At 68.8% G+C, this 24,016-nt stretch carries 21 protein-coding genes and 1 riboswitch; of the genes, 10 read left to right on the forward strand and 11 right to left on the reverse strand.

What is annotated here, in order from left to right; all coding sequences use genetic code 11:
• Positions 1–61: 61 nt before the first annotated feature.
• Complete coding sequence (locus NOCYR_RS12760) at positions 62–1,993, forward strand: acyl-CoA dehydrogenase (protein WP_048833312.1); 1,932 nt, start codon at positions 62–64, stop codon at positions 1,991–1,993.
• 129 nt (positions 1,994–2,122) lie between these two features.
• On the opposite strand, the gene NOCYR_RS12765 is transcribed toward NOCYR_RS12760, so the two are convergent.
• From NOCYR_RS12765 to NOCYR_RS12775, 3 genes are all read right to left on the reverse strand, one after another.
• The gene (locus NOCYR_RS12765) at positions 2,123–2,791 is read right to left on the reverse strand and encodes a phosphatase PAP2 family protein (protein WP_014350789.1); all 669 of its coding nucleotides are present in this window, start codon (positions 2,789–2,791) and stop codon (positions 2,123–2,125) included.
• Between the two features lie 34 nt (positions 2,792–2,825).
• The gene (locus NOCYR_RS12770) at positions 2,826–3,704 is read right to left on the reverse strand and encodes a nuclease-related domain-containing protein (protein ID WP_231856071.1); all 879 of its coding nucleotides are present in this window, start codon (positions 3,702–3,704) and stop codon (positions 2,826–2,828) included.
• A 134-nt stretch (positions 3,705–3,838) separates the two neighbouring features.
• Entirely contained in the window at positions 3,839–5,248 is a 1,410-nt protein-coding gene (locus NOCYR_RS12775) for a DUF2252 domain-containing protein (protein ID WP_014350791.1), read from the reverse strand.
• A 185-nt stretch (positions 5,249–5,433) separates the two neighbouring features.
• Here NOCYR_RS12775 and NOCYR_RS12780 point away from each other — a divergent pair, with 185 nt between their 5' ends.
• From NOCYR_RS12780 to gcvP, 7 genes are all read left to right on the forward strand, one after another.
• A complete protein-coding gene (locus NOCYR_RS12780) occupies positions 5,434–6,024 on the forward strand; it encodes a CDP-alcohol phosphatidyltransferase family protein (RefSeq protein ID WP_014350792.1) in 591 nt (196 codons plus the stop codon).
• Between the two features lie 63 nt (positions 6,025–6,087).
• Complete coding sequence (gene gcvH, locus NOCYR_RS12785; RefSeq protein WP_014350793.1) at positions 6,088–6,486, forward strand: glycine cleavage system protein GcvH; 399 nt, start codon at positions 6,088–6,090, stop codon at positions 6,484–6,486.
• 166 nt (positions 6,487–6,652) lie between these two features.
• Positions 6,653–7,138, forward strand: a complete 486-nt coding sequence (locus tag NOCYR_RS12790; protein ID WP_014350794.1) for an FHA domain-containing protein — start codon at positions 6,653–6,655, stop codon at positions 7,136–7,138.
• Between the two features lie 54 nt (positions 7,139–7,192).
• Positions 7,193–8,005 carry a MerR family transcriptional regulator gene (locus tag NOCYR_RS12795; RefSeq protein ID WP_048833313.1) on the forward strand — a complete coding sequence of 271 codons (813 nt, stop codon included), beginning with the start codon at positions 7,193–7,195 and terminating at the stop codon, positions 8,003–8,005.
• A gap of 157 nt (positions 8,006–8,162) precedes the next feature.
• The gene (locus NOCYR_RS12800) at positions 8,163–8,636 is read left to right on the forward strand and encodes a bifunctional nuclease family protein (protein ID WP_014350796.1); all 474 of its coding nucleotides are present in this window, start codon (positions 8,163–8,165) and stop codon (positions 8,634–8,636) included.
• Positions 8,637–8,864: 228 nt separating this feature from the next.
• Positions 8,865–9,422 (forward strand): MerR family transcriptional regulator, encoded by a 558-nt coding sequence (locus NOCYR_RS12805; RefSeq protein ID WP_014350797.1) that lies wholly within the window; start codon positions 8,865–8,867, stop codon positions 9,420–9,422.
• Between the two features lie 294 nt (positions 9,423–9,716).
• Positions 9,717–9,813, forward strand: a riboswitch (glycine riboswitch).
• 212 nt (positions 9,814–10,025) lie between these two features.
• Entirely contained in the window at positions 10,026–12,776 is a 2,751-nt protein-coding gene (gene gcvP, locus NOCYR_RS12810; RefSeq protein ID WP_231856113.1) for an aminomethyl-transferring glycine dehydrogenase, read from the forward strand.
• 142 nt (positions 12,777–12,918) lie between these two features.
• Here the strand turns inward: gcvP and NOCYR_RS12815 are convergent, their stop codons facing one another.
• Positions 12,919–13,506: a TetR/AcrR family transcriptional regulator gene (locus NOCYR_RS12815; protein WP_014350799.1), complete on the reverse strand. Its 588-nt coding sequence runs from the start codon at positions 13,504–13,506 to the stop codon at positions 12,919–12,921.
• 139 nt (positions 13,507–13,645) lie between these two features.
• On the opposite strand from NOCYR_RS12815, the gene NOCYR_RS12820 reads away from it, so the two are divergent.
• Positions 13,646–14,503, forward strand: a complete 858-nt coding sequence (locus NOCYR_RS12820) for a Virginiamycin B lyase (Streptogramin B lyase) (RefSeq protein WP_014350800.1) — start codon at positions 13,646–13,648, stop codon at positions 14,501–14,503.
• A gap of 182 nt (positions 14,504–14,685) precedes the next feature.
• On the opposite strand, the gene NOCYR_RS12825 is transcribed toward NOCYR_RS12820, so the two are convergent.
• The 6 genes from NOCYR_RS12825 to NOCYR_RS12850 all read right to left on the reverse strand — a co-directional run bounded on the left by NOCYR_RS12825 (position 14,686) and on the right by NOCYR_RS12850 (position 20,593).
• A complete protein-coding gene (locus NOCYR_RS12825; RefSeq protein WP_148280616.1) occupies positions 14,686–16,356 on the reverse strand; it encodes a VWA domain-containing protein in 1,671 nt (556 codons plus the stop codon).
• A gap of 82 nt (positions 16,357–16,438) precedes the next feature.
• A complete protein-coding gene (locus tag NOCYR_RS12830; protein ID WP_014350802.1) occupies positions 16,439–16,687 on the reverse strand; it encodes a WhiB family transcriptional regulator in 249 nt (82 codons plus the stop codon).
• A 28-nt stretch (positions 16,688–16,715) separates the two neighbouring features.
• On the reverse strand, positions 16,716–17,264 hold the full coding sequence (locus NOCYR_RS12835) for an HNH endonuclease (RefSeq protein ID WP_014350803.1): 549 nt from the start codon (positions 17,262–17,264) through the stop codon (positions 16,716–16,718).
• Between the two features lie 313 nt (positions 17,265–17,577).
• Entirely contained in the window at positions 17,578–18,111 is a 534-nt protein-coding gene (locus tag NOCYR_RS12840) for a DM13 domain-containing protein (RefSeq protein WP_048834135.1), read from the reverse strand.
• Between the two features lie 22 nt (positions 18,112–18,133).
• Positions 18,134–19,267 carry an acyl-CoA dehydrogenase family protein gene (locus NOCYR_RS12845; protein WP_014350805.1) on the reverse strand — a complete coding sequence of 378 codons (1,134 nt, stop codon included), beginning with the start codon at positions 19,265–19,267 and terminating at the stop codon, positions 18,134–18,136.
• 36 nt (positions 19,268–19,303) lie between these two features.
• Positions 19,304–20,593 carry an acyl-CoA dehydrogenase family protein gene (locus tag NOCYR_RS12850; protein WP_014350806.1) on the reverse strand — a complete coding sequence of 430 codons (1,290 nt, stop codon included), beginning with the start codon at positions 20,591–20,593 and terminating at the stop codon, positions 19,304–19,306.
• Positions 20,594–20,865: 272 nt separating this feature from the next.
• Between NOCYR_RS12850 and NOCYR_RS12855 the strand changes: the two genes are divergently transcribed.
• A complete protein-coding gene (locus tag NOCYR_RS12855; RefSeq protein WP_014350807.1) occupies positions 20,866–23,046 on the forward strand; it encodes a malate synthase G in 2,181 nt (726 codons plus the stop codon).
• 279 nt (positions 23,047–23,325) lie between these two features.
• Here the strand turns inward: NOCYR_RS12855 and NOCYR_RS12860 are convergent, their stop codons facing one another.
• Complete coding sequence (locus tag NOCYR_RS12860) at positions 23,326–24,009, reverse strand: TetR/AcrR family transcriptional regulator (protein WP_014350808.1); 684 nt, start codon at positions 24,007–24,009, stop codon at positions 23,326–23,328.
• Positions 24,010–24,016: the final 7 nt, after the last annotated feature.

Here is a 24,016-nt window from a genome sequence, read left to right on the forward strand (position 1 = left end):
TGACCCATCTCGCGCCGCGTTCTTTCGGCCCGCCGCGCGCGGATACGGCTATGGTCGGGTCATGGCTACCGGCAGCGCATCGACGGCAGATCACCTACGTGAAGCCCTGGACGGACCGTGGGGCGAGGTCAGGCAACAGGCGCGGGAGCAGTTGGTCGGCGACCGGTTCGCAGGCGATCCCGCACTCGACTATCGCGCGGCGCGGGCCCGGGTGCTCGAGCAGATGCGGGCGCTGGCCGGAATGGGTCTGGCCGAACGCGGCTTCCGGCGGGAGAACGGGGGTACCGGCGAGCCGGGTGCGGCCGTCGTCGGGCTGGAGATGCTGGCCTACACCGACCTGTCGCTGTGGGTGAAATCGGGTGTGCAGTGGGGCCTGTTCGGCGGGGCGGTGGAAAACCTCGGCACCGAGCGGCACCGCGATTTCATCAAGCGACTGATCTCGCTGGATCTGCTCGGCTGCTTCGCGATGACCGAATCCGGGCACGGCAGCGACGTCGCCAACCTCGAGACCACCGCCACCTACGATCCGGCGACCCAGGAATTCGTGGTGCACACCCCGACCCCGTCGGCGCGCAAGGACTACATCGGCGGTGCGGCCGAACATGCCCGGATGGCAGCGGTTTTCGCGCAACTCATCACCGCCGAGGGCAATCACGGCGTGCACTGTCTGCTGGTGCCCATCCGGGATGAGCAGGGCAACGACCTGCCCGGCGTCACCACCTCCGACTGCGGTCTCAAGGGTGGGCTGCCCGGGGTCGACAACGGCCGCATCGTCTTCGATCACGTGCGCGTGCCCCGCGAGAACCTGCTCAACCGCTACGCCGACGTCGCCCCCGACGGCACCTACAGCTCCGAGATCGAGAACCCGAGCCGCCGCTTCTTCACCACCCTCGGCACCCTGGTCCGCGGCCGGGTCAGCGTGGGCGGTGCCGCGGCCGCGGGCGCCCGGGTAGCGCTGAGCATCGCCGGCCGGTACGCCCTGAAGCGGCGCCAGTTCGGCGATCCCGACGACGGCGGTGAGATCCTGCTGCTGGACTACCGCAACCATCAGCGCAGGCTGCTGCCGCTCATCGCGCGCTCCTACGCGCTGGCCTTCGCGCAGAACGACCTGGTCCGCCGCATGCATCTGGTGCAGACCGGCCAGGACCTCGACCCGGGTGCCCAGCGCGCGCTGGAGAAGCGGGCCGCCGGCCTCAAGGTCGCCCAGACCCGGCACGCCACCCGGGCGATCCAGGAGTGCCGCGAGGCCTGCGGCGGCGCCGGCTACCTCACCGAGAACCGCCTCGTCACGCTCAAGGCCGACACCGACGTGTTCACCACCTTCGAAGGTGACAACGTCGTGCTGACCCAGCTGGTCGCCAAGGAACTACTGACCGCCTACTCCGACGAGGTGCGCGATCTGGACGCGCTGGGCTGGGTGCGCTTCGCCGCCACCATGGCCGGCGATGTGGTGCGCAAGCGGTCGGGGGTGCGTCAGCTGATCCAGACCCTGCGCGATCGCGGCGACGAATCCGTCGACGAGGGCGATCTGTCCAAGCGCGCAGTGCAGCTGCAATTGTTCGCCGACCGCGAGGACTATCTGGTCCGCACCGCGGCGCACCGGCTGCGCGCCCGGGCCGAGGAGACCAGCCCGTTCGAGGCGTTCAACAACGCCCAGGACCACATTCTCGCCGCGGGCTCGGCCCATATCGACCGGCTCGTGCTGGAGGCGTTCATCGAGGGCATCTCCGGAATCGACGACCCCGACGCCCGTGAGCTGGCGGAAACGGTCTGCGACCTGTTCGTCTACGCGACCCTGGAAGAGAACCTGTCCTGGTTCATCATGCACCGGTTCATGTCGGTGGAGCGGGGCAAGGCGGTGCGCCGTGGAGTGAACGAACTCGTCGACCGGTTGCGCCCGGACGCGCTGACCCTTATCGAGGCGATGGGCGTCCCGGAATCGATGCTGCGGGCAGCCATGCTCGACGACGCGAGCGTGTACGAGCGGCAGTAGAGCGCACCCGCGCCGAGCGGAGACGACACACTCGGCGTGGGCAGTTCTACCCGGGTTCTCGGCGGTGGACTACCGGCGTGCCGAGATGTGGCCAGTGTCGGGGCGCTGTCCGCCCCGAGCATGAAGTCCTTACCCGGCCCGCGCCGTCCGGCGCTGCACCTGGGCGATCGCCGAGCACAGCAGCACCGATATGGCGACGGCCGCACCGGCTCCGCCGATGATGTCGGTGGCGTGGTGATAGTCGAGCGCGATCATGCCGATCGCCGCCGACACCCACGCCACCACCGCGCATCCCGCGATCACCAGCCGCGCGCGCAGGGATTCGATCAGCACCAGGAACGTCGTCGCGACCGCCACCAGATGCACGGTGTGCCCGCTCGGGTAGGCGAGATAGTCGTGCAGCGGACGCCCCCAGAACGGTTTGAGCGCCCAGGTATTGAGTCCGGCCGCCACCTCCGGCACCGCCACCATCGTCGCCGCCCGCCACCACTGCTGCTGCCAGCCGAACCAGGCGGCGCCGGCCAGCATCAAGGCGATCACCACCCAGGTATTGCTCGCCAGCGCCAGCACCTCCGCCACCCACGGCCGCGGATCGAGGGCGGCGCTGATCGGCTCGCCGACGCGCTGATCCAGGCCGGTGGGCCCGCCGTCGGGTGGGAAGCTCAGCGGAATCGTGACGGTGATCGTGCCCGCCAGCGCGGCGGTGCCCAACGCGGCGGCCTGGTCGGGGATCGGCGCGTCGGGTGCGGTATCCGGTCCACGCGCGGCGGGTTCGCCCGTTCCGGGTGCTGCGATCACCGCAACGACGATAGTCACCCCCGCCGGGCCGCGCCTACGGGACGTAGGTCAGAACCGCGGTGATGACCATCCACAGCACCCACGCGAAGGCGATGACCATGCCGACCGCCAGCGTGGTCCGCATGAACGCGCGCCCGAAGTCGACGTCGCCGCGTTCCGGCGGATACAGCTTCCACGGGCTGTACCAGGGCGCTTGCAGCACGTTCGACTTGGCGGCCTCGCGCTCGGCCTGCGCCAGCTCCTCGGCATAGGCCTCGGCCTGGGCCTGCGCCGGGCCGCCGTGCCACAGCGTGATGTCGATGGGGCCGAGGAACCCCTCGTTGAGCAGCTCCTGCGGTGCGGGTAGGTACGGCAGGATGCCGAGGCCGCGGAAGGCGATGGCGACGTCGTTGGCTGTCCACAGGTGGTTCTCCGCCTGGGCCAGGGTGTCGAAATAGTGCCGCAACCGCTCCGGATCGTCGCCGAGGATGGCGTCGAAACTCGGGTCGCTCCAAGCCTGTTCGATCTGGATCCGGGCCCCGCGCATCGGCACGATCAGCGCAACGCCGTGCACGGCGCGCTGGCCCAGCCCACGGGCGGCCAGCCAGTTCTGCAGGGCGAAGGTGTGTTCGCGGGAGCGCTCCAGTGGGGTTCGCCGGTCGGTGTTCTCCCAGACGGCCGGCTCGCCCGACACCGTCCAGGCCCCGTTGAGCGGGATCTGGAGCACGCCCTCCTGGCGCGCCATCAGCGCTTCGGCCTCGATCACCACACAGCTGGTCGGCGTCCAGATCACCGCATCGAACTGATGCAGGGTGTCCTGATGGAACAGGCTGCAATTGATGGTGGCCACGCCGTGCGGGCTACCCGGGTCCTTCCAGGTGCGCAGCCAGTCGAGCAATGCCCGTTCGGCATTGGTGCCTGCGCTGTTCTGCACTCGCACGAGCATTGGCGACCGCCCTTCACGTCGACACCCGGTACCGGACAGGATACGAGGCGGGTCGGCGCCGACCCGAGATTTCCGGCTCCGCGCTGTGTCCGGGGCGGACGCGCGCGGTGCCGGTCCGAAGGCTACCCGTCCGCGGGCTCGGCGGGTAGTTGTCCGGCGCGGACCGCCGCGACCAGTTCGGCGTGATCGGCTTCGGTGCGGTCGGCGTAGCGCACCGCAAAATCGGCCACCGCCTCCTCGAAACGTTCGTCGTCGCCGAGATATCCGGCGGTAGCGCGCGGATCCAGCGACCGGGTGTGCGCGCGGGCCAGCAGCGCGCCGGCCAGCCTGCCGTAGTCGTCGAGATCCTTGGAATCCAGTTCGGCAGGGTCGATTCCGCCCTTGAGATTGCGGAATTGGCGCACCACGAAGGGTAACTCCCGTTCGGGTTCGGTGTCGGTCGCGGGCACTCGCATGCTCGTCCAGCCGAGCAGGATGTCGGTCTCGGCCTGAACGAGCCTGGCGCCCTGCACGATTCGCTCACCCTCGTGCCGCGGCGGCGCGGGCGCCACGAACGGCGTCAGGGCGGAGGGGTTGGCCTGCTTCAGTTGCAACACCAGGACCTCGCCGTCGTTGCCGTACAGCAGCGCCACATAGCTGTGCAGGCCGACGCTGCCGGTGCCGACGATCCGAAACGCGATGTCGGACACCGAGAATCGCGCCAGCAGCCCCTGCCGGGACTCCCGCAGCGTGCCCGCGTAGTTCTCCAGCGCATCGATCGCCGCCTCGGCCACCGGCTCCTCGACATGGGTCAGGATCGGCGGATCGTTGACGAAACGGTGCTTGCGGATCCCGGTTTCGTGATCGTCGAGGTGCTCGGTCCACTTGGCGACCACCTTCGCGCTGGTGTTCTTGCGGGCCTTCTTCGCCGCCTTCTTGAAATCGTCGAGCAGATCGTCGGCCTTGGCCTTGCCGATCATCGATTCGTCGGGCAAGGCGGTCCAGGACTCCATGAACGGCATCTCGGCCAGCGCGGCGATGGTGCGCCGATACGAACGCACCGCGTCGCGGGCGGCGTCGCGGCAGTCGTCCTCGCTGGAGCCGCCCTCGCGCCCGGCCAGCACCAGGCTCGCCGCCAGCCGCTCCAGATCCCATTCCCACGGTCCGGCCACGGTCTCGTCGAAGTCGTTGATATCCATGACGATGTCGCCGTGCGGGGTGCCGTAGAGGCCGAAGTTGGCCGCGTGCGCGTCACCGCACAGTTGCGCGGTGAGCCCGGTGACCGGTCCGGCGGCCAGATCGGCGGCCATCAGCCCGGCCGCGCCGCGGTAGAAGGTGAACGGCGAGGTGGTCATCCGTCCGATTCGCAGCGGCACCAGATGTGCCAGCCGGCCCGCGTTACTGGCCGCCACGAACGGGACCACGCCCGGGCGATCGGGGGCGGCGGCCTCGCGATCACGGGCACTGAAGGGGACCTGCTCGCGCAGTGCCGCACCGCGGGCGCGGGCGTCGTCGGCGCTGACGTGGCTACGGAGGTCGATTCGACTGCTCATCACCGCGTACGCTACCGACTCCCGCGCCGCGTACGGGTGCCCGGTACGGGAGTAGGGGCCTGGCGTGTGCCGGGCCCCGCCCGAGGCCCGGGCCGGATGGCGCGCACGGGCGCCGATGCGGTATGCACGGGGCTGTGACAAGCGAATCGGGGACGACCGAATCCGGCCAGGGGACCGGGCGCGAGGTGCTCGGCGGCGTCTTCGCCGACCGCATCCTGACCGTGCCCAACGCGCTGAGCGTGCTGCGGCTGATCGGCGTGCCGGTGTTCCTGTGGCTGATGCTGGTCGAGCGGGCCGACGGCTGGGCCTTCGCGCTACTGGTCGTCAGCGGGGTCACCGACTTCCTCGACGGCAAGCTGGCCCGGCTGCTGGACCAGTCCTCGAAACTGGGCGCGCTGCTGGATCCGTTCGTCGACCGGCTGTATCTGGTGACCACCCTGGCCGCCTTCGTGATCCGCGGGCTGATCCCCTGGTGGGTGGCGGCCCTGCTGATCGGCCGTGACCTGGTCCTGACCCTGACGCTGACGGTGTACCGGCGCCGTGATCTGGACCCGCCCGAGGTCATCTATCTGGGCAAGGCCGCCACCTTCGCGCTGATGTCGGCGCTGCCGTGGCTGCTGGCCGGGCAGATGGACTGGCCGGGCGATGGTTTCGGCCGGGCCTTCGGTGGGGCACTACTGGTCTGGGGCACCGCGGTCTATGTCTGGACCGGGGTTCTCTACACCGGGAAGGCCATCGCCGTAGCACGGGCGATCCCGCGCAGGACCGACCACTGACCCGCGCCCGGGTGGGCGCTCGCTATAGAGTTGCGTGCACCGTGCACAACGAAAGGATGCCTTGTGACCCAGACGCCCGAGGACCTGCGCTACACCGAAGAGCACGAGTGGGTGCGTCGGATCGGCCCCTCCAGGGTCCGGGTCGGCATCACCGACTACGCCCAGTCCCAGCTCGGTGACGTCGTGTTCGTTCAGTTGCCTGCCGTCGACGCCGATGTCGCGGCCGGTGACAGCATCGCCGAGGTCGAATCGACCAAGAGCGTCTCCGACATCTATGCTCCGCTGGACGCGAAAGTTGTTGGGGCGAACCAGGAATTGGAGAACGCACCGGAGACCTTGAACACCGACCCCTACGGTTCGGGGTGGCTGTTCGAGCTCGAGGTGAGCGATGCCGCGGCGCTGGACACCGCACTCGGTGAACTGCTCGATGCCGCAGGTTATCAAGGAGTTATCGGGGGCTGACCCGGCCTTCCCAGTTCTCCCTGCACGGGTCCGCCCCGGCAGGGTACGGTCAATGCCAACGGATGTGCTGCCGGCCGCTGGTGGGTTGTGCGGCCGCGACTCGAGGTCGCGGCGGTCGAGGCAGCAGCTGCCTGCATGATTATCAGGTTCGAGGAGGAGAGAAACGGTGAGCGAGAACAAAGACCCGGGTTACGGGGAGACCGCGGCCGAGACGACGTCGGTCTTCCGCGCGGATTTCCTGAACGAGGTCGACGCGTCACGCTCCGGAGAGGCGACCGGCGAGCAGCCGGTCCAGGGTGTCGAGGGACTGCCCGTCGGCGCGGCCCTGCTGGTGGTCAAGCGCGGTCCGAACGCGGGCTCGCGTTTCCTGCTGGACCAGCCGACCACTTCGGCCGGACGTCACCCCGACAGCGACATCTTCCTCGACGACGTGACCGTCAGCCGCAGGCATGCCGAGTTCCGCCAGGACGAGGATTCCTTCCAGGTGGTCGATGTGGGCAGCCTCAACGGCACCTACGTCAACCGTGAGCCGGTGGATTCCTCCGAGTTGCAAAACGGTGACGAGGTCCAGATCGGCAAGTTCCGCCTGGTATTCCTCACCGGTCCGCGCGCCCAGACCTCCGATTCGGCGGCGGGTGCGGGCAGCTTGTGACAGGCGGTGCGCCGGTACACGTGATCGGCGCTCTCACATGAAAGACTCGGTGTCATGACGGGCGCGGCGCAGTGGGCTCGCGGAGGCATGTCGATCGGCTCCGTGCTCGACCTGCTGCGGCCGGATTTCCCCGATATCACCATCTCCAAGATCCGCTTTTTGGAGGCGGAGGGGCTGATCCGGCCCGAACGCACGCCGTCTGGCTACCGCCGATTCTCGGTGGCCGACTGCGAGCGGTTGCGCTTCGTGCTCACCGCCCAGCGGGATCAGTACCTGCCGCTGAAGGTGATCAAGGAGCAGCTCGAGGCGATCGACAGTGGTGCGGCGACGCTCGGTGTGCGGGAAGCCCGCGCCCGGGCGCATTCCGTGCGTACCGAACCCGACCGCGCCTCCGGTGACGGCGAGCGCGCCGCGGCGGGGGAGCGGGCCGCGGCCCCACGCAGGCTCGGCGTGGTGCCCGGCGAGATCTCCCCGGATGAGCTGCGCTTCGACCACGAGGTCCGGCTCACCCGCGCCGACCTGCTCGAGCAGGCCGGTATCGACGAGAAATTCCTCAACGACCTGATCCGGGCCAATCTCATCACCCCCGGCGCCGCCGGATTCTTCGACGCCGACGCGGTGACGCTGGCCAAAACCGCCCGCGCGATGTCGGAGTTCGGTTTGGAGGCACGGCATCTGCGGGCGTTCAAGCTCGCCGCCGACCGGGAGGCCGCGCTGGTCGCCCAGATCGCCGCACCCATCGCCAAGAGCCGCGACGCGGGTGCGCGCGCCCGCGCCGAGGAGACCGTGCGCGAGCTCGCTGCGCTGTCGCTGACCCTGCACACCAGCCTGGTGAAGGCCTCGGTGCGGGCCTCGCTCGGCAACTGATCGAGCGGCGTCCGGGCGGGCTCGCGGCGCGGCCGGATTACCGCGCAACGCCGTGAACTCAGCCATCGCGGCACCGTCGGGAATTCGCTTAGACTCGTGTTACGGCGAGCTCGGTAGGGACACGGCGGGCTGTCGGCGAGTATTGGGAGGCAGTGCGATGAGCGAAATGCGCGTGATCGGCATCCGTGTCGAGCAGCCACAGAACCAGCCCGTGCTGTTGCTCCGGGAGGTATCCGGTGACCGGTATCTGCCCATCTGGATCGGGCAGGCCGAAGCCACCGCCATCGTGCTGGAGCAGGAGGGCGTCACCCCGATCCGGCCGCTCACCCACGACCTGATCAAGATCTTGATCGCCGATCTCGGGCACACCTTGAAAGAGGTCAGGATCGTCGATCTGCAAGAGGGCACCTTCTACGCCGATCTGGTCTTCGACAACGAGCTGCGCATCTCCGCGCGTCCGTCGGATTCGGTGGCGATCGCGCTGCGGGTGGGTTGCCCGATCTATGCCGAGGAAGCGGTGCTCGACGAGGCGGGTCTGGTCATGCCCGACGAGCGCGAGGACGAGGTGGAGAAGTTCAAGGAGTTCCTCGAGTCGGTCTCGCCCGACGATTTCAAGGCCACCGACAGCTGAACGCGCAGACTATTTTTTAGACCTTAAGTACAGGTCGAGACTCTTACCGCGCGTCGCGTTTGGTCGGACGAGACCGCTCCCGAGACAATCGAGAAGAGTAATCTCGATAGTTGGGCCACGTCCGTTTCGGCAGGGTCGCGCCGGGGTACCGGTGCTCGATTCGTGGCCGTGACGGAGCCGGGTCATCGATGAGGCTGAGAACGCGTCGGCGAAACAAGGGAGTGGTCAGTGGCAGAGCATTACCAGGACGAGGTACAGCCAGGACTGTTCCCGGACGACTCGGTGCCCGACGACCTGGTCGGCTACCGCGTGCCGAGCGCCTGCCAGGTGGCCGGCATCACCTACCGGCAGCTCGATTACTGGGCCCGCACCGGTCTTGTCGTGCCGTCGATCCGCGGCGCGGCGGGCTCGGGTAGTCAGCGGCTGTACTCGTTCAAGGACATCCTGGTCCTCAAGATCGTCAAGCGACTATTGGACGCTGGCATCTCGTTGCAGAACATCCGCATCGCGGTCGACCATCTGCGCAGCCGCGGTGTGCAGGATTTGGCGGGCATCACCCTGTTCTCCGACGGCACCTCGGTCTACGAGTGCACCTCGCCCGAGGAGGTCGTCGATTTACTGCAAGGCGGGCAGGGCGTGTTCGGGATCGCCGTCAGCGGTGCCATGCGTGAACTGACCGGCGCGATCGCCAACTTCCCGGCCGAACGCGCCACCGCGGCCAGCGACCGGCCCGAGGACGAGCTGGCCTACCGCCGAAAAGCCCGAATGAACCGTAAGACGGGATAGGTCCCGTCCGCCGGCCGCGAGCCGCGCCGAAACGATGGTCCCGACGCCGGGGATGCGCCGGGACCACCGTGTTCTCGAACACAGATCAAGATCACACGTCCGTGTCCGCCGCTATGGTCGTCGGCCGACCTCCGACCGCAAACTCCCAGGTAGACCTCCGGGTTTTCGGTCTGGTCCGGCTCGGCGCGGGTGCAGCGCATGCGACGAACACGCGCGTCGCGCCCGCGTACCCGCGCACCGCGAGGGGGCCGCGAACCCGCGACGCGGCCGGCGCGGCATAAACTAACCCTGCGTCGCCGCCGTGCGGGAGAGTTCCGGGCCTCGAGTCCGGGCGCCGAAGGAGCAGCACCTCCCCGTCAATCTCTCAGGCAACAGGGACCGTACGGGCTTCGGCGCCTCTGGAAAGCGGTGGCTGCGGGCTGCCCGCCCATGGGGAAAGGGGTCCGGCTGCGGCCGCGACCACCGAATCTCTCAGGCGCCACGACAGAGGGGGAGGGCCGGAAATCGTCGACCACCCGGTCGACCCGCCCGACCTGGGAGTATGCCGTGAGCCGCACCTTCGCCGACCGCCACATCGGACCCGACAGCACCGAACTCGACCGGATGTTGCCCGTCATCGGCGTCGGCTCGCTCGACGACCTGGCCACCGCCGCGATCCCCGCCGGCATCCTCGACGGTTCCGCGCTGACCGGGCTGCCGCCCGCCGCGAGCGAACACGAGGTGCTGGCCGAACTCGCCGCGCTCGCGCACTCCAACACCGTCGCCACCTCGATGATCGGGCTCGGCTACTACGACACGCTGACCCCGCCGGTGCTGGTGCGTAACCTGCTGGAGAACCCGGCCTGGTACACCGCCTACACCCCGTACCAGCCCGAGATCAGCCAGGGCCGCCTCGAGGCGCTGCTGAACTTCCAGACCATGGTCTCGGACCTGACCGGTATGGAGGTCGCCAACGCGTCCATGCTCGACGAGGCCACCGCCGCCGCCGAGGCGATGACGTTGCTGCGCCGCGCCAACCGGTCCACGTCCACGCGCCTGCTCATCGACACCGACCTGTTCCCGCAGACCCGCACCATCCTCTACACCCGCGCTGAACCGCTCGGCATCGAGATCGTGGAAGCCGACCTGGCCACCGGCCAGCTGCCGGACGGCGATTTCTTCGGTGTGCTCACCCAGGTTCCGGGTGCCTCCGGCCGGATCGTGGACATGGCGCCGATCATCGAGGCCGCTCACGAGCGCGGCGCGCTGGTGGCCGTCGGGGCCGATCTGCTGGCGCTGACGCTGATCACCCCGCCGGGTGAGCAGGGCGCCGACGCGTGCTTCGGCACCACGCAGCGGTTCGGCGTGCCGATGGGCTTCGGTGGCCCGCACGCCGGATACCTGTCGGTGCACGCCAAGCACGCCCGGCAGCTACCCGGTCGCCTGGTCGGTGTGTCGGTCGACGCCGACGGCGCGCCGGCCTACCGACTGGCCCTGCAGACCCGCGAACAGCACATCCGGCGTGAGAAGGCCACCTCCAATATCTGTACCGCGCAGGTGCTGCTGGCCATTGTCGCCGCCATGTACGCCAGTTATCACGGTGCCGATGGCTTGCGCGCGATCGCGCGGCGGGTGCACGGACATGCGACGGCGATCGCGGCCGGACTCGACGGTGCCGTCGTGCACGAGCGGTTCTTCGACACCGTGCTCGCCCACGTCCCCGGCGGCGCGGAAGCCGTGGTGGGCAAGGCGAAGTCGCGCGGCATCAATCTGCGGCTGGTGGACGCCGACCACGTGGGCATCGCCTGCGATGAGGCGACCACCGCGGCGCATGTGGCGGCCGTGCTCGAATCCTTCGGCACCGCACTGCCTTCCGACCAGCCGGGCGGCGAGCCGGTGTCGATCGAGACCCGCACCTCGGAGTTCCTGACCCATCCCGCCTTCACCAGCTACCGCACCGAGACGGCGATGCTGCGCTACCTGCGCCGGCTCTCCGACAAGGACATCGCCTTGGACCGCAGCATGATTCCGCTCGGTTCCTGCACCATGAAGCTGAACGCGACCGCCGAGATGGAGGCGATCACCTGGCCCGGGTTCGCGCGGGTACATCCGTACGCGCCGGTCGAGGACGCGCCCGGCCTGCTGCGCCTGATCGCTGATCTGGAGGGCTGGCTGTCCTCGATCACGGGATACGACTCGGTGAGCCTGCAGCCCAATGCCGGTAGCCAGGGCGAGTACGCGGGCCTGCTCGCGATCCGCCGCTATCACCTCGACCGCGGTGACACCCACCGTGACACCTGCCTGATCCCGTCCAGCGCGCACGGCACGAACGCGGCCTCGGCGGCCATGGCGGGCCTGCGGGTGGAGGTGGTGGCCTGCCGCGACAACGGTGACGTCGACCTGGACGATCTGCGCGCCAAGATCGCCGATCACGCCGACCGGCTGGCCTGCATCATGATCACCTACCCGTCCACGCACGGCGTGTACGAGCACGAGGTCGCCGAACTGTGCGAGCTGGTGCACGCGGCGGGCGGGCAGGTCTACATCGACGGCGCGAACCTGAACGCGCTGGTGGGGCTGGCGCGGCCGGGCCGATTCGGCGGCGACGTCAGCCATCTGAACCTGCACAAGACCTTCTGCATCCCGCACGGCGGCGGCGGTCCGGGCGTCGGACCGGTGGCGGTGCGCTCGCATCTGGCGCAGTACCTGCCGGGCGATCCGCTGGAGCCGGGTTCGCACGCGGTGTCGGCGGCCAAGTACGGTTCGGCCTCGATCCTGCCGATCACCTGGGCCTACATCCGGATGATGGGCGCCGAGGGGCTGCGCCGGGCCACCTTGTCGGCGATCGCCTCGGCCAACTACATCGCCCGCCGCTTGAACGAGTACTTCCCGGTGCTCTACACCGGCGAGAACGGCATGGTCGCCCACGAGTGCATCCTGGATCTGCGCGAGATCACCAAGCAGACCGGCGTCACCGTCGACGATGTGGCGAAGCGGTTGGCCGACTACGGCTTCCACGCACCGACCATGAGCTTCCCGGTGGCCGGCACCTTGATGGTGGAGCCGACCGAGAGTGAGGATCTCGCGGAACTCGACGATTTCATCGAGGCGATGATCTCCATCCGCCGCGAGATCGACCAGGTCGGCGCCGGCGTCTGGCCGGTCACCGACAACCCCTTGCGTGGCGCGCCGCACACCGCCGCCAGCCTCGTCGGCGAATGGGACCACCCCTACAGCCGCGAAACCGCCGTCTACCCCCGCGGTCTCGCCCACACCCGAGCCAAGGTCTGGCCCCCGGTCCGCCGTATCGACGGCGCCTTCGGCGACCGCAACCTGGTGTGCTCCTGCCCGCCCCTGGACGCCTACACCGACTGACCGACTCCGCCGCTCCGTCTCCGGATAGCCTTGGCGGGCACGTTTTCCCGTAGATCGACGCGCCGATCCTCGTAGGCGGCTGCTGCTGGCGCGGCCGGTTTTCGACCGGCGTCGGGTCCGGCACCGAGTGGGTGGCCGGATGTCAGAGCGTGCCGGCGCGGGCTGCGGCGAGGGCGGCTGCGGCGGCCGCGTCTGTGTCGGCGTCGGTGATCGGTTCGTGGGAGATGAACAGCCGGTAGTAGATCGGGGCGACGGCGAAGCGGATCAGGGCGTGGGCGTCGACGGTGGCGGGGAGTTCGCCGCGGCTGATGGCGCGGTGGACCACCTGGGCGGACTGGTCGTGGCGGGCGGTGAAGAAGGCATTCAATGCTGTTGCGGCCGCGGGGTTTTGCATGGCGGCGGTGATGAAGGCGGTGGAGATCGGGCCTGCTTGGGGGTCGGCGAAGCCGGTGCGCACGAGGTCGACGATGGCGCGCAGGTCATCGTCGAGGCTGCCGGTATCGGGGATCGGCCAGGGTTCGGTGGCGGCGAGGTCGAGAGCGTCGGCGATCAATCCTTCCGGGTTGGTCCAGCGCCGGTAGACCGTGGTCTTGTGCACCCCGGATCGTTTGGCGACGTTCTCCATGGTCAGACCGGTATAGCCGTGCTCGGCGAGCTCGGCGATGGTCGCTTCGCGGACGGCGTCGCGGACGCGGGCGCTGCGTCCGCCGGGCCGTTTCTTGACCTCCAAAGACAACTCCTGTTGCGTTAGATCGCCTAGTTCGGTAGCTTAAGGCTACACACGTTGCGATTGGAAAGGGGTGTCGGCTATCAGCGGAGAGTCGCCACAACGCCGTTTCGAGATGAACCGAGAAGGGATTTCCCCCGTTTTGACCGACTACATCCAGGCGATCGAGGTCCCAGGCGCTCCGTACGGCGTGACGACCACCCCCGACGGCACGATCTGGTTCTCCATGGCGACGACCGGCGCCATCGGCCGCTACCACGACGGCACGGTGACCACCTACGCCCTCGAACCCGCCGACGGCCAGCCGACCGTCATCGTTCCCGGTCCGGACGGAGCCGTGTGGTTCACCGAATTCCGCGGCAACCGGATCGGCCGGATCACCGCCGACGGTGAGCGGATCAGCATCGCGGCCGACGCCCCCTACGGCCTGTGCGTCGGACCCGACGGTGCGCTCTGGTTCACCGAACTCCAGTCCGGCCACATCGCCAGGCTCGGTGCCGACGGCGTCATCACCCGCTTCCCGGTGGCGGGCATGCCGTCGATGATCGTCCCGGGATCCGATGGGGCACTGTGGTTCACGCTGAATCAGGCCAATGCGATCGGCCGCAGCACTACCGACGGCGAGATCACCGTCTACCCACTGCCCACCGAGGCGGCCAACCCGGTCGGCATCACCGCCGGCCCGGACGGCGCGCTGTGGTTCGTGGAGATCGGCGCCGGGCAGATCGGCCGCATCGATACCGACGGCACCATCGACGAATTCCCGCTACCCGACCGTGCCGCGCGCCCGCACGCCATCATCGCCGGACCCGACCAGGCCCTGTGGTTCACCGAATGGGGTGCGGGACGGCTCGGCCGGGTCACCACCGACGGGACGATCACGAACCTGGACCTACCGGGCACCGAACCGCACGGGCTGACTGCGGGAAGCGATGGAATCATCACGGTGGCAATGGAATCCGGCATCCTCGCGCGGGTTCCGGTCGCGATACCGTCCTGACCTGCGGGTGAACCGGCGCCATCGACGCCCGCGCCGGTTTCTGCAGGCGCCGTTGCGGAAGCGCGACGATCGGATCGTGCGGCCCCCGGCGCGCAGCCCGCACAGCCGGACTGCGTGTGGTGACGAGGTCGACCGCCGGCCCGCCGCCCGTGGAGCGTGCGCCCCCGGGCGGCAGTTCCCGCCTACGTCGTGGTCAGGGCCTGCACCATCGCCGTGCCGAAGCTGATGTCATTGGACGTCGGAACACGGGTGTAGGTGCCGCCGGTGCGCTCGGTGATGGTGCGCAAGGTGTCGGTGCCCTGCCCGCCGACGACGATCACATCCACGCGGACCGGGGTGGCCGGGTCGGTGGCGGCGGTGAGGTCGGCCAGCAGTTGCGCGCCGGTGAGCGCCGAATCGTCCTCGGGCCCGTCGGTGATCAGCAGCACCGAATTCGTCCGGCCCGTGGTGTATCCGGCGACGGCGGCGCGGTAGGCCGCCAGCAGCGCGGGATAGCACTGGTCGGCGCGAGTATCGGCCGGGCGGATGCCGTTCAGCGATTCGGTCACCTCGGTGCGGTGCTCGGCCGCCAGCGGAGCGGTCGCCGCCTGCACTCGATACGGCGTGGTGCCGTCCAGGTTCTTGCCGAAAGTCCAGACGCCGAGGCCGAAATCGGGCGGCATGACATTCATGGTGGACTGCAGGGCGCCCAGGGTATTGGTGAGCCGGGTGGTCGAGCCGTCGGTGCTCGCCATCGAGGCGGACACGTCGATCAACACCGTCGCCGAGACTCCGAGCACCGGGTCGGCCAGGGTGGCCCGCACCTTGTCCAGGGCGGCTCGCGGCGGCACCGGCGCGGTCGCGGCGGGTGCGGCGCCGAAGCCGGCGGCGGTGAATTCCGCGGCCTGCTGCGGGGCGCGCAGATAGTCGGCGAAGACGCCGGCGGCCATGTTCTGGGCGCTGTCGACCCAATGGCCGGTCATCATCGCGGCCGGATAGTCGGCGACGGGTGCTGCCCCGGCGGGAACGAACGCGGTGAGTCCGCCGTGCGCGGTGATTTGCTGCTCAGTAGCGGCGACCGCGTGCAGAGAAGCCATGGCGGGCGGAGCGGAGGTGAGCGCACCGAGCGCGGCCCGGGTATCGGGCAGCTCCGGCGCGGTCGCCGCCAGCGCGGATACCGCCGCGACGACCTGACCGGACTGCGCGGCCTCCTCGGTCAGCGGATCGGCACCTGAGACCCCGGACGCGACGGCCGTTGCGGCGGCCAGCGTCGCATCACCGGGCGGCATCGCCATCGCCAAACCGCCCCACGGCAGCCCCAGTTCGTCGAGCGAACCCTGTTGCAGGCGAGGCAGATCCGCCCAGGTGAGCTGCGCACCCGCCAGTGCCGCACCGAGTTCGCCGGGGACGGCCACCGCGATCGGGCTGACCGCCACCGGCGCCGGTGTGCCCTGGATCAGCCCGGGCACCCGCACGGATTCGATCTGTCGCATCGACTCGGGGATCCACAGAGCGGGCTGCGGTCCCAGCACCGGATCCCACGGGGTGTTTCCGGTGAATGCGGCGACGACCGCGGCGGCCGGTTGCGCCTGCACCGCCACCGTCACGCAGTGGTCGCCGACGATCGGTTCGGTGGCGTTGTACCGATCGGCGATCGCCCGCACCGGCGCCTCGATCGTCGGGTCGACCGTGACATGCAGGACGGTGTCGCCCTCGACGCATTCGGCGGCCGCCGCGCTGGCGTCGCTGCTGGAGCGGTCGCGTAACTGGAACCAGCCGAACACCGCGCCGACGAGTAGCAGCACAGCCACCACGGCGATAACGGGGCCTTTGCTGATGCCCCGGGAGCTGGAACGGCTGCGATGTGTACCCACGGGGCACGAGTGTATGCGTGTGTGGGCCGCCACACCCGGGCTGTGGCCCGCCGCCTTCGACGGTGACGGGCCACCACCCGGATCATTCGCGGATCACGCGCCCGCGGTCGAACTCGTGCCCGCCCCACACACCGGACTGTCCGGTGCGCTCGGCGAAATCACCGCAGGCCGCCCGGATCGGGCACCCACCGCACACGGTGCGCGCGTAGTCGAAATCCTGCGACGGATACGGAAACCACGCCTCATGGTTGGGGTCGCCGCGGCAGGCGGCGCGATGCCACTCCCGGCTGTCCGACAGCGGGAGCAGGTCGGTCAAGGTGGTGACGGTCATGGCGATCCTCTCCTTTCTGCGGATCTGGTCAGGTGGTGGCGGCGAGCGTCTTCCAGATGTGGCGCTGCCGCTTGGCCAGCGGGTCGGGGGCCTTCGGCTCCCACAGCAACCGCATCCCGGCTTCCTCGGGGGTGCGGTCGGCCTTGCTGGTGTTGCAGGGCGCGCAGCAGGCGATCAGGTTGGCCCAGGTGTTGGGCCCACCCCGGCTGCGCGGGCGGATGTGGTCGACGGTGCGCGCCCAGCCCGCGCAGTAACCGCACCGGTGCTTGTCCCGGCGCAGCACACCGGCCAAGGTGGCGCGGCTCTCGTCGCGCACCTGGGTGACGTGCTCGAGGTAGACGTAGCGCAGCAGCCGAATCGTCTCGGGGAGAACGATTTCCAGATGCTTGGAGCGGATGGGGAAGGCCGGCTCCCGGTCGGCGATCGACTCGGCGGCACCGCTGAGCAACAGCACCACCGCGCGGTCGGCGGCGACCTCATCGATCGCCTCGTAGCTGGCATTGAGCACCAGCACCGGGGTGTGTATCCAGTTGTCGGCAGACGGGGCCACCATCGTGGTGGCATGGCGTATCGGCATGGGAATCACCATGTTTCGGCAGAGCGAGAAGGAGGGGCGATCAGCGGGATGGGGGAGCGGGGCTGGGAATCAGCGGCCGTCCTGGAGGCGGCCGGACTCGAGTTCCGCGCTCGTGAGGGCGGGCATCAGCCGCTGGGCGCAGACGTCCGCGGCCCGCACTGGTTTCCACGTCGAAATCACAGCCACCTCCTTTCCCGAGTCCTCATCGATCACCGCCGGATGCGGTCGATCGGCGTCGCGATCATGGTGGCACACCGGATGTGGTGTTGTCGGGCGATTTTTCGGCGGCCCGCCCCGGGAATGGCTCGGCCGGTCAGGCCTGTTGCAGCACGGCGGCGCCGAAGGAGACGTTGAACCGGTCGCACCAGATGGACACGCTGGTCAGTTGGGTCAGATCGATCTCGGCCGGGATCGGATAGTTCTGGTTGCCCTTGTTGCCGCGCAACTTGCCCAGATCGTGGTAGGCGCCGTCGTCGAAGACGCCCCACCCGTCGCGTCCGGACAGCACGGGCGCGTCCGACAACCAGACGTGCAGGTCGGGGCCGTCGGAGGTGTCCAGGTTCTCCAGCCGCAGCACCCGGCTGCCGTCGGGCAGACCGAGGACCACCACGGTGCCGGAGGTGTCGTGTTCATGGGAGATGAGCGCGCCACGCGCCAGGATCTGCGGCTCGACGGGCGCAGCCCCCGGGGTGACCGGTGCGCCGACCGTCGGCGCGGCCTCGTCGACGGTGGTGCTGGTGAACAGCCGCCACGGCTGGAAATACGCCATCCCGATCCCGAGACCGACAGCGACGATCAGCGCAAGAACCCAGGTCAGCGGCGAACGGACCAGTCGTTTCACGGCCATCTCCTCGGTGTGTGTCCCGTCCTCACCCCATCGGACCATGCCCGAGCAGCACACGCCCGGTGAATCGGGTCTGCTTGGCACGCGGCAGCGGATGGAACAGGCAGCCGTGGATGTCGCGGTAATACATCTCCAGCTCGCAGGTGCGCGAGTAGCCGGCACCGCCGACGGTCTCGATGGCCAGGCGCACCGTGTCGATCAACGCGTTCGCGGCGACCGTCTTGCGGCTGAGAATCCGGGCCGCGTACTGCTCGGTGGCGGCGAATCCCAGGTTGTCCGAGGCGGTGAACATCGCCTCGATGAGGTCCTCGGCGGTGGTGTAGGCGTTCATCATCTCGCCGGCCAGTTGCAGGGTGTGCGGGTCGGGCCGGCCGGACACCAGCGCGGCGGTCAGCTCGACGGCGGCGTCGGCGATGCCGAGATAGGCGGACATGACCAGCGGCATCGCGGCGCCGATGACAGTATTGAGAATCGGCGGCCAAGTGTCGGCGGGCCGCACCATCGCCACGGCGGCGTCGGGGACGAACACCTCGTCGAAGACGATGGTGTGCGAACCGCTGGCGCGAAGGCCGAGCGTGTCCCAGGTCTGCTCGATCCGGACGCCGGGCGCGTTCATCGGGATGGCGCAGTGCACGACCTGCGGCCCGTCCGGCGCGGTGTCCCAGCGGACACTGGTGACCGCCACCGTGCCCACCTCGCACCCACTGGCCGGTGCCTTCCGCGCACTGACCAGGTACCCGCCGTCGACGCGCTCGGCGCTGCCATTGGAGCCCACCCAGTCCGAGGCGCCGGTGCTCACCAGAATCGCGCCCGACACCACCTTGCCGAAGACCGCGCTCGCATCCATCCCGTGCCGGTGCCGCCACACCTGCGCGGCCACCAGATGCGAATGCATCGCGAACGCGACGGCGGTCGAGGGATCGTGGCGGCCGAGTTCGCGCAGGATCGCGCCCATCTCCCGGTGGGTGGCGCCACCGCCGCCGAATTCGACCGGGACCAGCGCTGCGGTCAGCCCGGCGGCACGGAGTCGGTCGAAGGCTTCGGTGGACAACCGGCCGTTGCGGTCGCGTTCGGCGACGCCGGGCCGCAGGGTTTCGCCGACCTCGCGGGCGCGGGCGATCCAGTCGGTGGTTTCGAGGAGGTCTGTGGTGACAGTCATGGACGAAGCTACGAGTGCGGGCCGCGTCCGGTTCAGTCACAGATTGCCGACGATGTGCTCCAGTCGCCGGGCGATGTGCTCGCGGGCCTGCTCACGCAGCGCCGGCCGATACCCGGATGGATACACCGGATCGCCCGGGGCGTAGTTCTTCAGCACTTCCTTCGCGAGAGTGATCTTGTGCACCTCGGTGGGCCCGTCGGCCAGCCCCATCACCTCGGCGTAATTCATCATGTCCACGAACGGCAGATCCTGGCTGACGCCGATCGCGCCGTGCAGGTGCAGCGCGCGCTGGGCGATATCGTGCATCACCTTCGGCATCGCCACCTTGATCGCGGCGATGTCCTTGCGCACCTTCAGATAATCCTGTTCCTTGTCGATGCGCCAGGCGGTGCGCAGCACCAGCAGCCGGAACTGTTCCATCTCGATCCAGCTGTCGGCGATGCGCTCCGGGGTCATCTGCAATCCGGCGAGCGGACCCTGGCGCATCGGGCGCGAGACCGCGCGTTCGCACATCATGTCGAAGGCCTTGCGCACCAACGCGACCGTGCGCATGGCGTGATGCACGCGCCCGCCGCCGAGCCGGGTCTGCGCGACGACGAACCCCTGCCCCTCGGCGCCGAGCAGATGATCGGCGGGCACCCGGACATCGGTGAACCGCAGGTGACCCTCGTGCTCGCTGAAGCCGGGCACATGGAAGTTCTTCACGATCTCGAGCCCCGGCGTGTCCGCAGGCACGATGAACATCGACATGCCCTGATACGGGCTGACATCGGGGTTCGTCACCACCATCACGATGTGGAAGGCGGCGAATTCGGCGTTGGAGTTGAACCACTTCTCGCCGTTGATGACCCAGTGGTCGCCGTCGCGCACCGCGCGGGTCTTGAACAGGGTGGGGTCGGACCCGCCGGTCGGTTCGGTCATCACGTAGCAGGAGCCGATCTCACCGGCCAGCAGCGGTTCGAGGTACTGCTGTTTCTGCTCCGGGGTGCCGTAATGGGCCAGGATTTCCGCGTTGCCGGAGTCAGGCGCCTGACACCCGAACACCGACGGCGCCCACACCGAGGTGCCGAGCACCTCGTTGAGCAGTGCGAGCTTCATCTGCCCGAACCCGGGTCCGCCCAGTTCCGGGCCGAGATGGCAGGCCCACAATCCCTGCTGCTTCACCTGCTCCTTCAGCGGCCGCATCAACGCCATCGCCTCGGCATCGCTGCGGTCGTAGGGGTTCGGGTAGATCAGATCCAGGGGCTCGACCTCGGTGCGCACGAAATCCGCGGCCCAGTCCAGCTTCGCCTGGTACTCCGGATCGGTCTCGAAATCCCAAGCCATGGGCGCCCTTTCGTCGGCGTCGGCACTGCGTCCGCCGAACCTCGGGGACCACAGGTGTTCGGTTCAGCACACTATCCACCGATGCCTACCCCAGCAAGGGCCGACAGGACCCCCGAGCACCCGGCAACGCCCGGTAAAACGCCCGGTAGGGTCGGGTGGCGGCGGAACATACCGGCCGGTGCCGGTGTTGACCCCGACGCACGGTCGCAGCACTACCGACGGGTAACATGACTGCGACTTTTCCTACTCGTTTCTCGACAAGTGAGGCTTAGATGACAGAGCGGATTCAGGTCGGCGGGCTACAGGTGGCACGCGTTCTCCACGAGTTCGTAGAGAACGAGGCGCTTCCGGGTACCGGCGTGGATTCCGCCGCGTTCTGGGCCGGTGCGGAGCAGGTGATCAACGATCTCGCCCCGCGTAACCGCGCCCTGCTCGCCGAACGCGACGAGATCCAGGGCAAGCTCGACGCCTGGCACGGGGAGAACCCGGGCGCGAACTACGACAAGGCCGCCTACAAGAACTTCCTGACCGAAATCGGCTACCTGCGTCCCGAGCCGGCCGATTTCCAGATCGACACCCAGAACGTCGACGACGAGATCGCCACCACCGCCGGCCCGCAGCTGGTGGTGCCGGTGATGAACGCGCGCTTCGCGATCAACGCCGCCAACGCCCGCTGGGGTTCGCTCTACGACGCCCTCTACGGCACCGACGCCATCTCCGAGGACAACGGCGCGGAGAAGGGCAAGGGCTACAACAAGGTCCGCGGCGACAAGGTCATCGAGTGGGCGCGCAACTTCCTCGACGACGCCGTCACCCTGATCACCGGCTCGCACATCGGCTCCACCTCCTACAAGATCGTCGACGGTGAGCTCGAGGTCGGCCTGGAGGACGGCACCGAGATCGGCCTGGCCGACGCCTCGCAGCTGGTCGGTTACAAGGGCGAGCCCGATGCCCCGACCTCGATCCTGCTGAAGCACAACGGCCTGCACATCGAGATCCAGATCGATCCCGAATCGCCGATCGGCAGCACCGACACCGCGGGCATCAAGGACGTGGTGCTCGAGTCCGCCGTCACCACGATCATGGACTTCGAGGACTCGGTCGCCGCGGTCGACGCCGAGGACAAGGTGCTCTGCTACCACAACTGGCTGGGCCTGATGAAGGGCACGCTGGCCGAAGAGGTCAGCAAGGGCGGCAAGACCTTCACCCGCACCATGAACCCCGACCGCGTCTACACCGCGCTCGACGGCTCCGAGCTGGTGCTGCACGGTCGCTCGCTGCTGTTCGTGCGCAACGTCGGCCACCTGATGACCTCCGACGCCATCCTCGACGCCGAAGGCAACGAGGTGCCCGAGGGCATCATGGACGGCCTGATCACCTCGCTGATCGCCAAGCACTCGCTGGGCGGCGACGCCGAGCTGAAGAACAGCCGCACCGGCTCGGTCTACATCGTGAAGCCGAAGATGCACGGCCCGGACGAGGTGGCCTTCACCAACGAGCTGTTCGGCCGCGTCGAGGACGTCATCGGGGTGCCGCGCAACACCCTCAAGGTCGGCATCATGGACGAGGAGCGCCGCACCACGGTCAACCTCAAGGCCTGTATCGCCGCCGCCAAGGACCGCGTGGTGTTCATCAACACCGGCTTCCTCGACCGCACCGGCGACGAGATCCACACCTCCATGGAGGCCGGGCCGATGGTCCGCAAGGCCGATATGAAGGCCCAGCAGTGGATCGCCTCCTACGAGGACTGGAATGTCGACACCGGCCTGGCCACCGGCCTGCCCGGCAAGGCGCAGATCGGTAAGGGCATGTGGGCCATGCCCGACCTGATGGCCGACATGCTGGTGCAGAAGATCGGCCACCCGAAGGCCGGCGCCAACACCGCCTGGGTGCCCTCGCCCACCGCCGCCACCCTGCACGCCACCCACTACCACCTGGTGGACGTGTTCAAGCGGCAGGCCGAGCTGGCCAAGGGCGGCGCCCGCGCCACCGTCGACCAGATCCTGGAGATCCCGCTGGCCGCCGACATCAACTGGTCGGCCGAGGAGAAGCAGCAGGAGCTGGACAACAACTCCCAGTCCATCCTCGGTTACGTGGTGCGCTGGATCGACCAGGGCGTCGGCTGCTCCAAGGTGCCCGACATCAAGGACGTCGCGCTGATGGAGGACCGCGCCACCCTGCGTATCTCCAGCCAGCTGATGGCCAACTGGCTGCGCCACGGCATCGTCTCCGCCGAGGACGTCATCGCCAGCCTCGAGCGGATGGCCCCGGTCGTCGACCGCCAGAACGCCGGCGACCCGAACTACCGTCCGATGGCACCCGACTTCGCCGGCAGCGTCGCCTTCCAGGCCGCCAAGGAACTCATCCTGGAGGGCACCAAGCAGCCCAACGGCTACACGGAACCGATCCTGCACCGTCGTCGCCGTGAGGCGAAGGCGCTGGCTGCCAAGTGATCTGCAGTGCGTGAAAAGTAGCTCCTAGCAGCTGTTTCGACGGAGGCCCCGTACCGGAGACGTTCCGGTGCGGGGCCTTTGTCGTAGCTGGGGATCAGCTCGAAGACGGGCGTGTCACGGGCAAAACGGCCACAAAACGGTCACACACAGAGATGTTTGACCGTGGTCGGTGAGAAGGTCTGACCAGCGGGTGTTCGGCTCTTCCGAAAGCTGTGCGACGGGCGTGCAGTTGATGCGCGCGTTGAGCCCTTCCGACAGTTCCGCAGTCCTGCGGTCCGGTCAGTCATGGGCCGACGGGAGGTTTGCGGCGAGGCCTTCGACGATGTCGCGGACGGCCTTCTCCGTGTCGTAGCGTGCCACCGCTGCCGTCCAGTGCGGCACCACGGCGAGCGCCGCCGGGAAGCTGTCGAGCAGATCGGGGGCGGCGGAATCGGTCCAGTGTGGCCGCGTTTGGCCGCGGGCGGCGGCGTCGGCGCGCTCATCCGCGGCCCGGCGGGCGGTGAGTTCGCCGAGGGTGAAGCGCCAGAGCACCGAATACCAGTAGATCGCTTGCTCGTCGGTGGCGCCGAGCGCCCTGGCGCAGCCGACGAACTCGTCGAGAATCCACATCGCTGCCCGGCCGTAGGTTTCCCCGGTGAGCAGAATGTCGACCACCCACGGTAGTTCGCGCAGGGTGTCGATGAGGTAGACGACGATGGCGACCAGCCGGTCTCGGGGATCGGCGGGGAGTCGCGGCTGCCGCAGGTCGTCGGCGCGGGCATTGAGGACAGCGAAGAACAACGCGCCTTTGGTGGGGAAGTGGTGGTAGATCGCCGCCGTGCTGACGCCGAGCCGCCCGGCGAGCCGCCGCATGCTGAAAGCGCCCGCGCCCTCGGTGGCGAGCATGTCGTCGGTGGCGGCAAGCACCGCCTCGCGTTCCAGTCGGATCGGTCGGCCGCGGCGGCGGGGGGCGGAGTTCGGCACGGCGCTC

The sequence above is a fragment of the Nocardia cyriacigeorgica GUH-2 genome, from assembly GCF_000284035.1.
Lineage (GTDB): Bacteria > Actinomycetota > Actinomycetes > Mycobacteriales > Mycobacteriaceae > Nocardia > Nocardia cyriacigeorgica_B.

Bases quoted from the DNA above. Each gene is read 5' to 3' on its own strand.
- NOCYR_RS12800 (WP_014350796.1), top strand. From the start codon at position 8,163: ATGAGCGAAATGCGCGTGATCGGCATCCGTGTCGAGCAGCCACAGAAC.
- NOCYR_RS12840 (WP_048834135.1), bottom strand. From the start codon at position 18,111: ATGGCCGTGAAACGACTGGTCCGTTCGCCGCTGACCTGGGTTCTTGCG.
- NOCYR_RS12850 (WP_014350806.1), bottom strand. From the start codon at position 20,593: ATGGCTTGGGATTTCGAGACCGATCCGGAGTACCAGGCGAAGCTGGAC.
- gcvP (WP_231856113.1), top strand. From the start codon at position 10,026: ATGTTGCCCGTCATCGGCGTCGGCTCGCTCGACGACCTGGCCACCGCC.
- NOCYR_RS12845 (WP_014350805.1), bottom strand. From the start codon at position 19,267: ATGACTGTCACCACAGACCTCCTCGAAACCACCGACTGGATCGCCCGC.
- NOCYR_RS12855 (WP_014350807.1), top strand. From the start codon at position 20,866: ATGACAGAGCGGATTCAGGTCGGCGGGCTACAGGTGGCACGCGTTCTC.
- NOCYR_RS12760 (WP_048833312.1), top strand. From the start codon at position 62: ATGGCTACCGGCAGCGCATCGACGGCAGATCACCTACGTGAAGCCCTG.
- NOCYR_RS12775 (WP_014350791.1), bottom strand. From the start codon at position 5,248: ATGAGCAGTCGAATCGACCTCCGTAGCCACGTCAGCGCCGACGACGCC.
- NOCYR_RS12795 (WP_048833313.1), top strand. From the start codon at position 7,193: ATGACGGGCGCGGCGCAGTGGGCTCGCGGAGGCATGTCGATCGGCTCC.
- NOCYR_RS12830 (WP_014350802.1), bottom strand. From the start codon at position 16,687: ATGACCGTCACCACCTTGACCGACCTGCTCCCGCTGTCGGACAGCCGG.
- NOCYR_RS12835 (WP_014350803.1), bottom strand. From the start codon at position 17,264: ATGCCGATACGCCATGCCACCACGATGGTGGCCCCGTCTGCCGACAAC.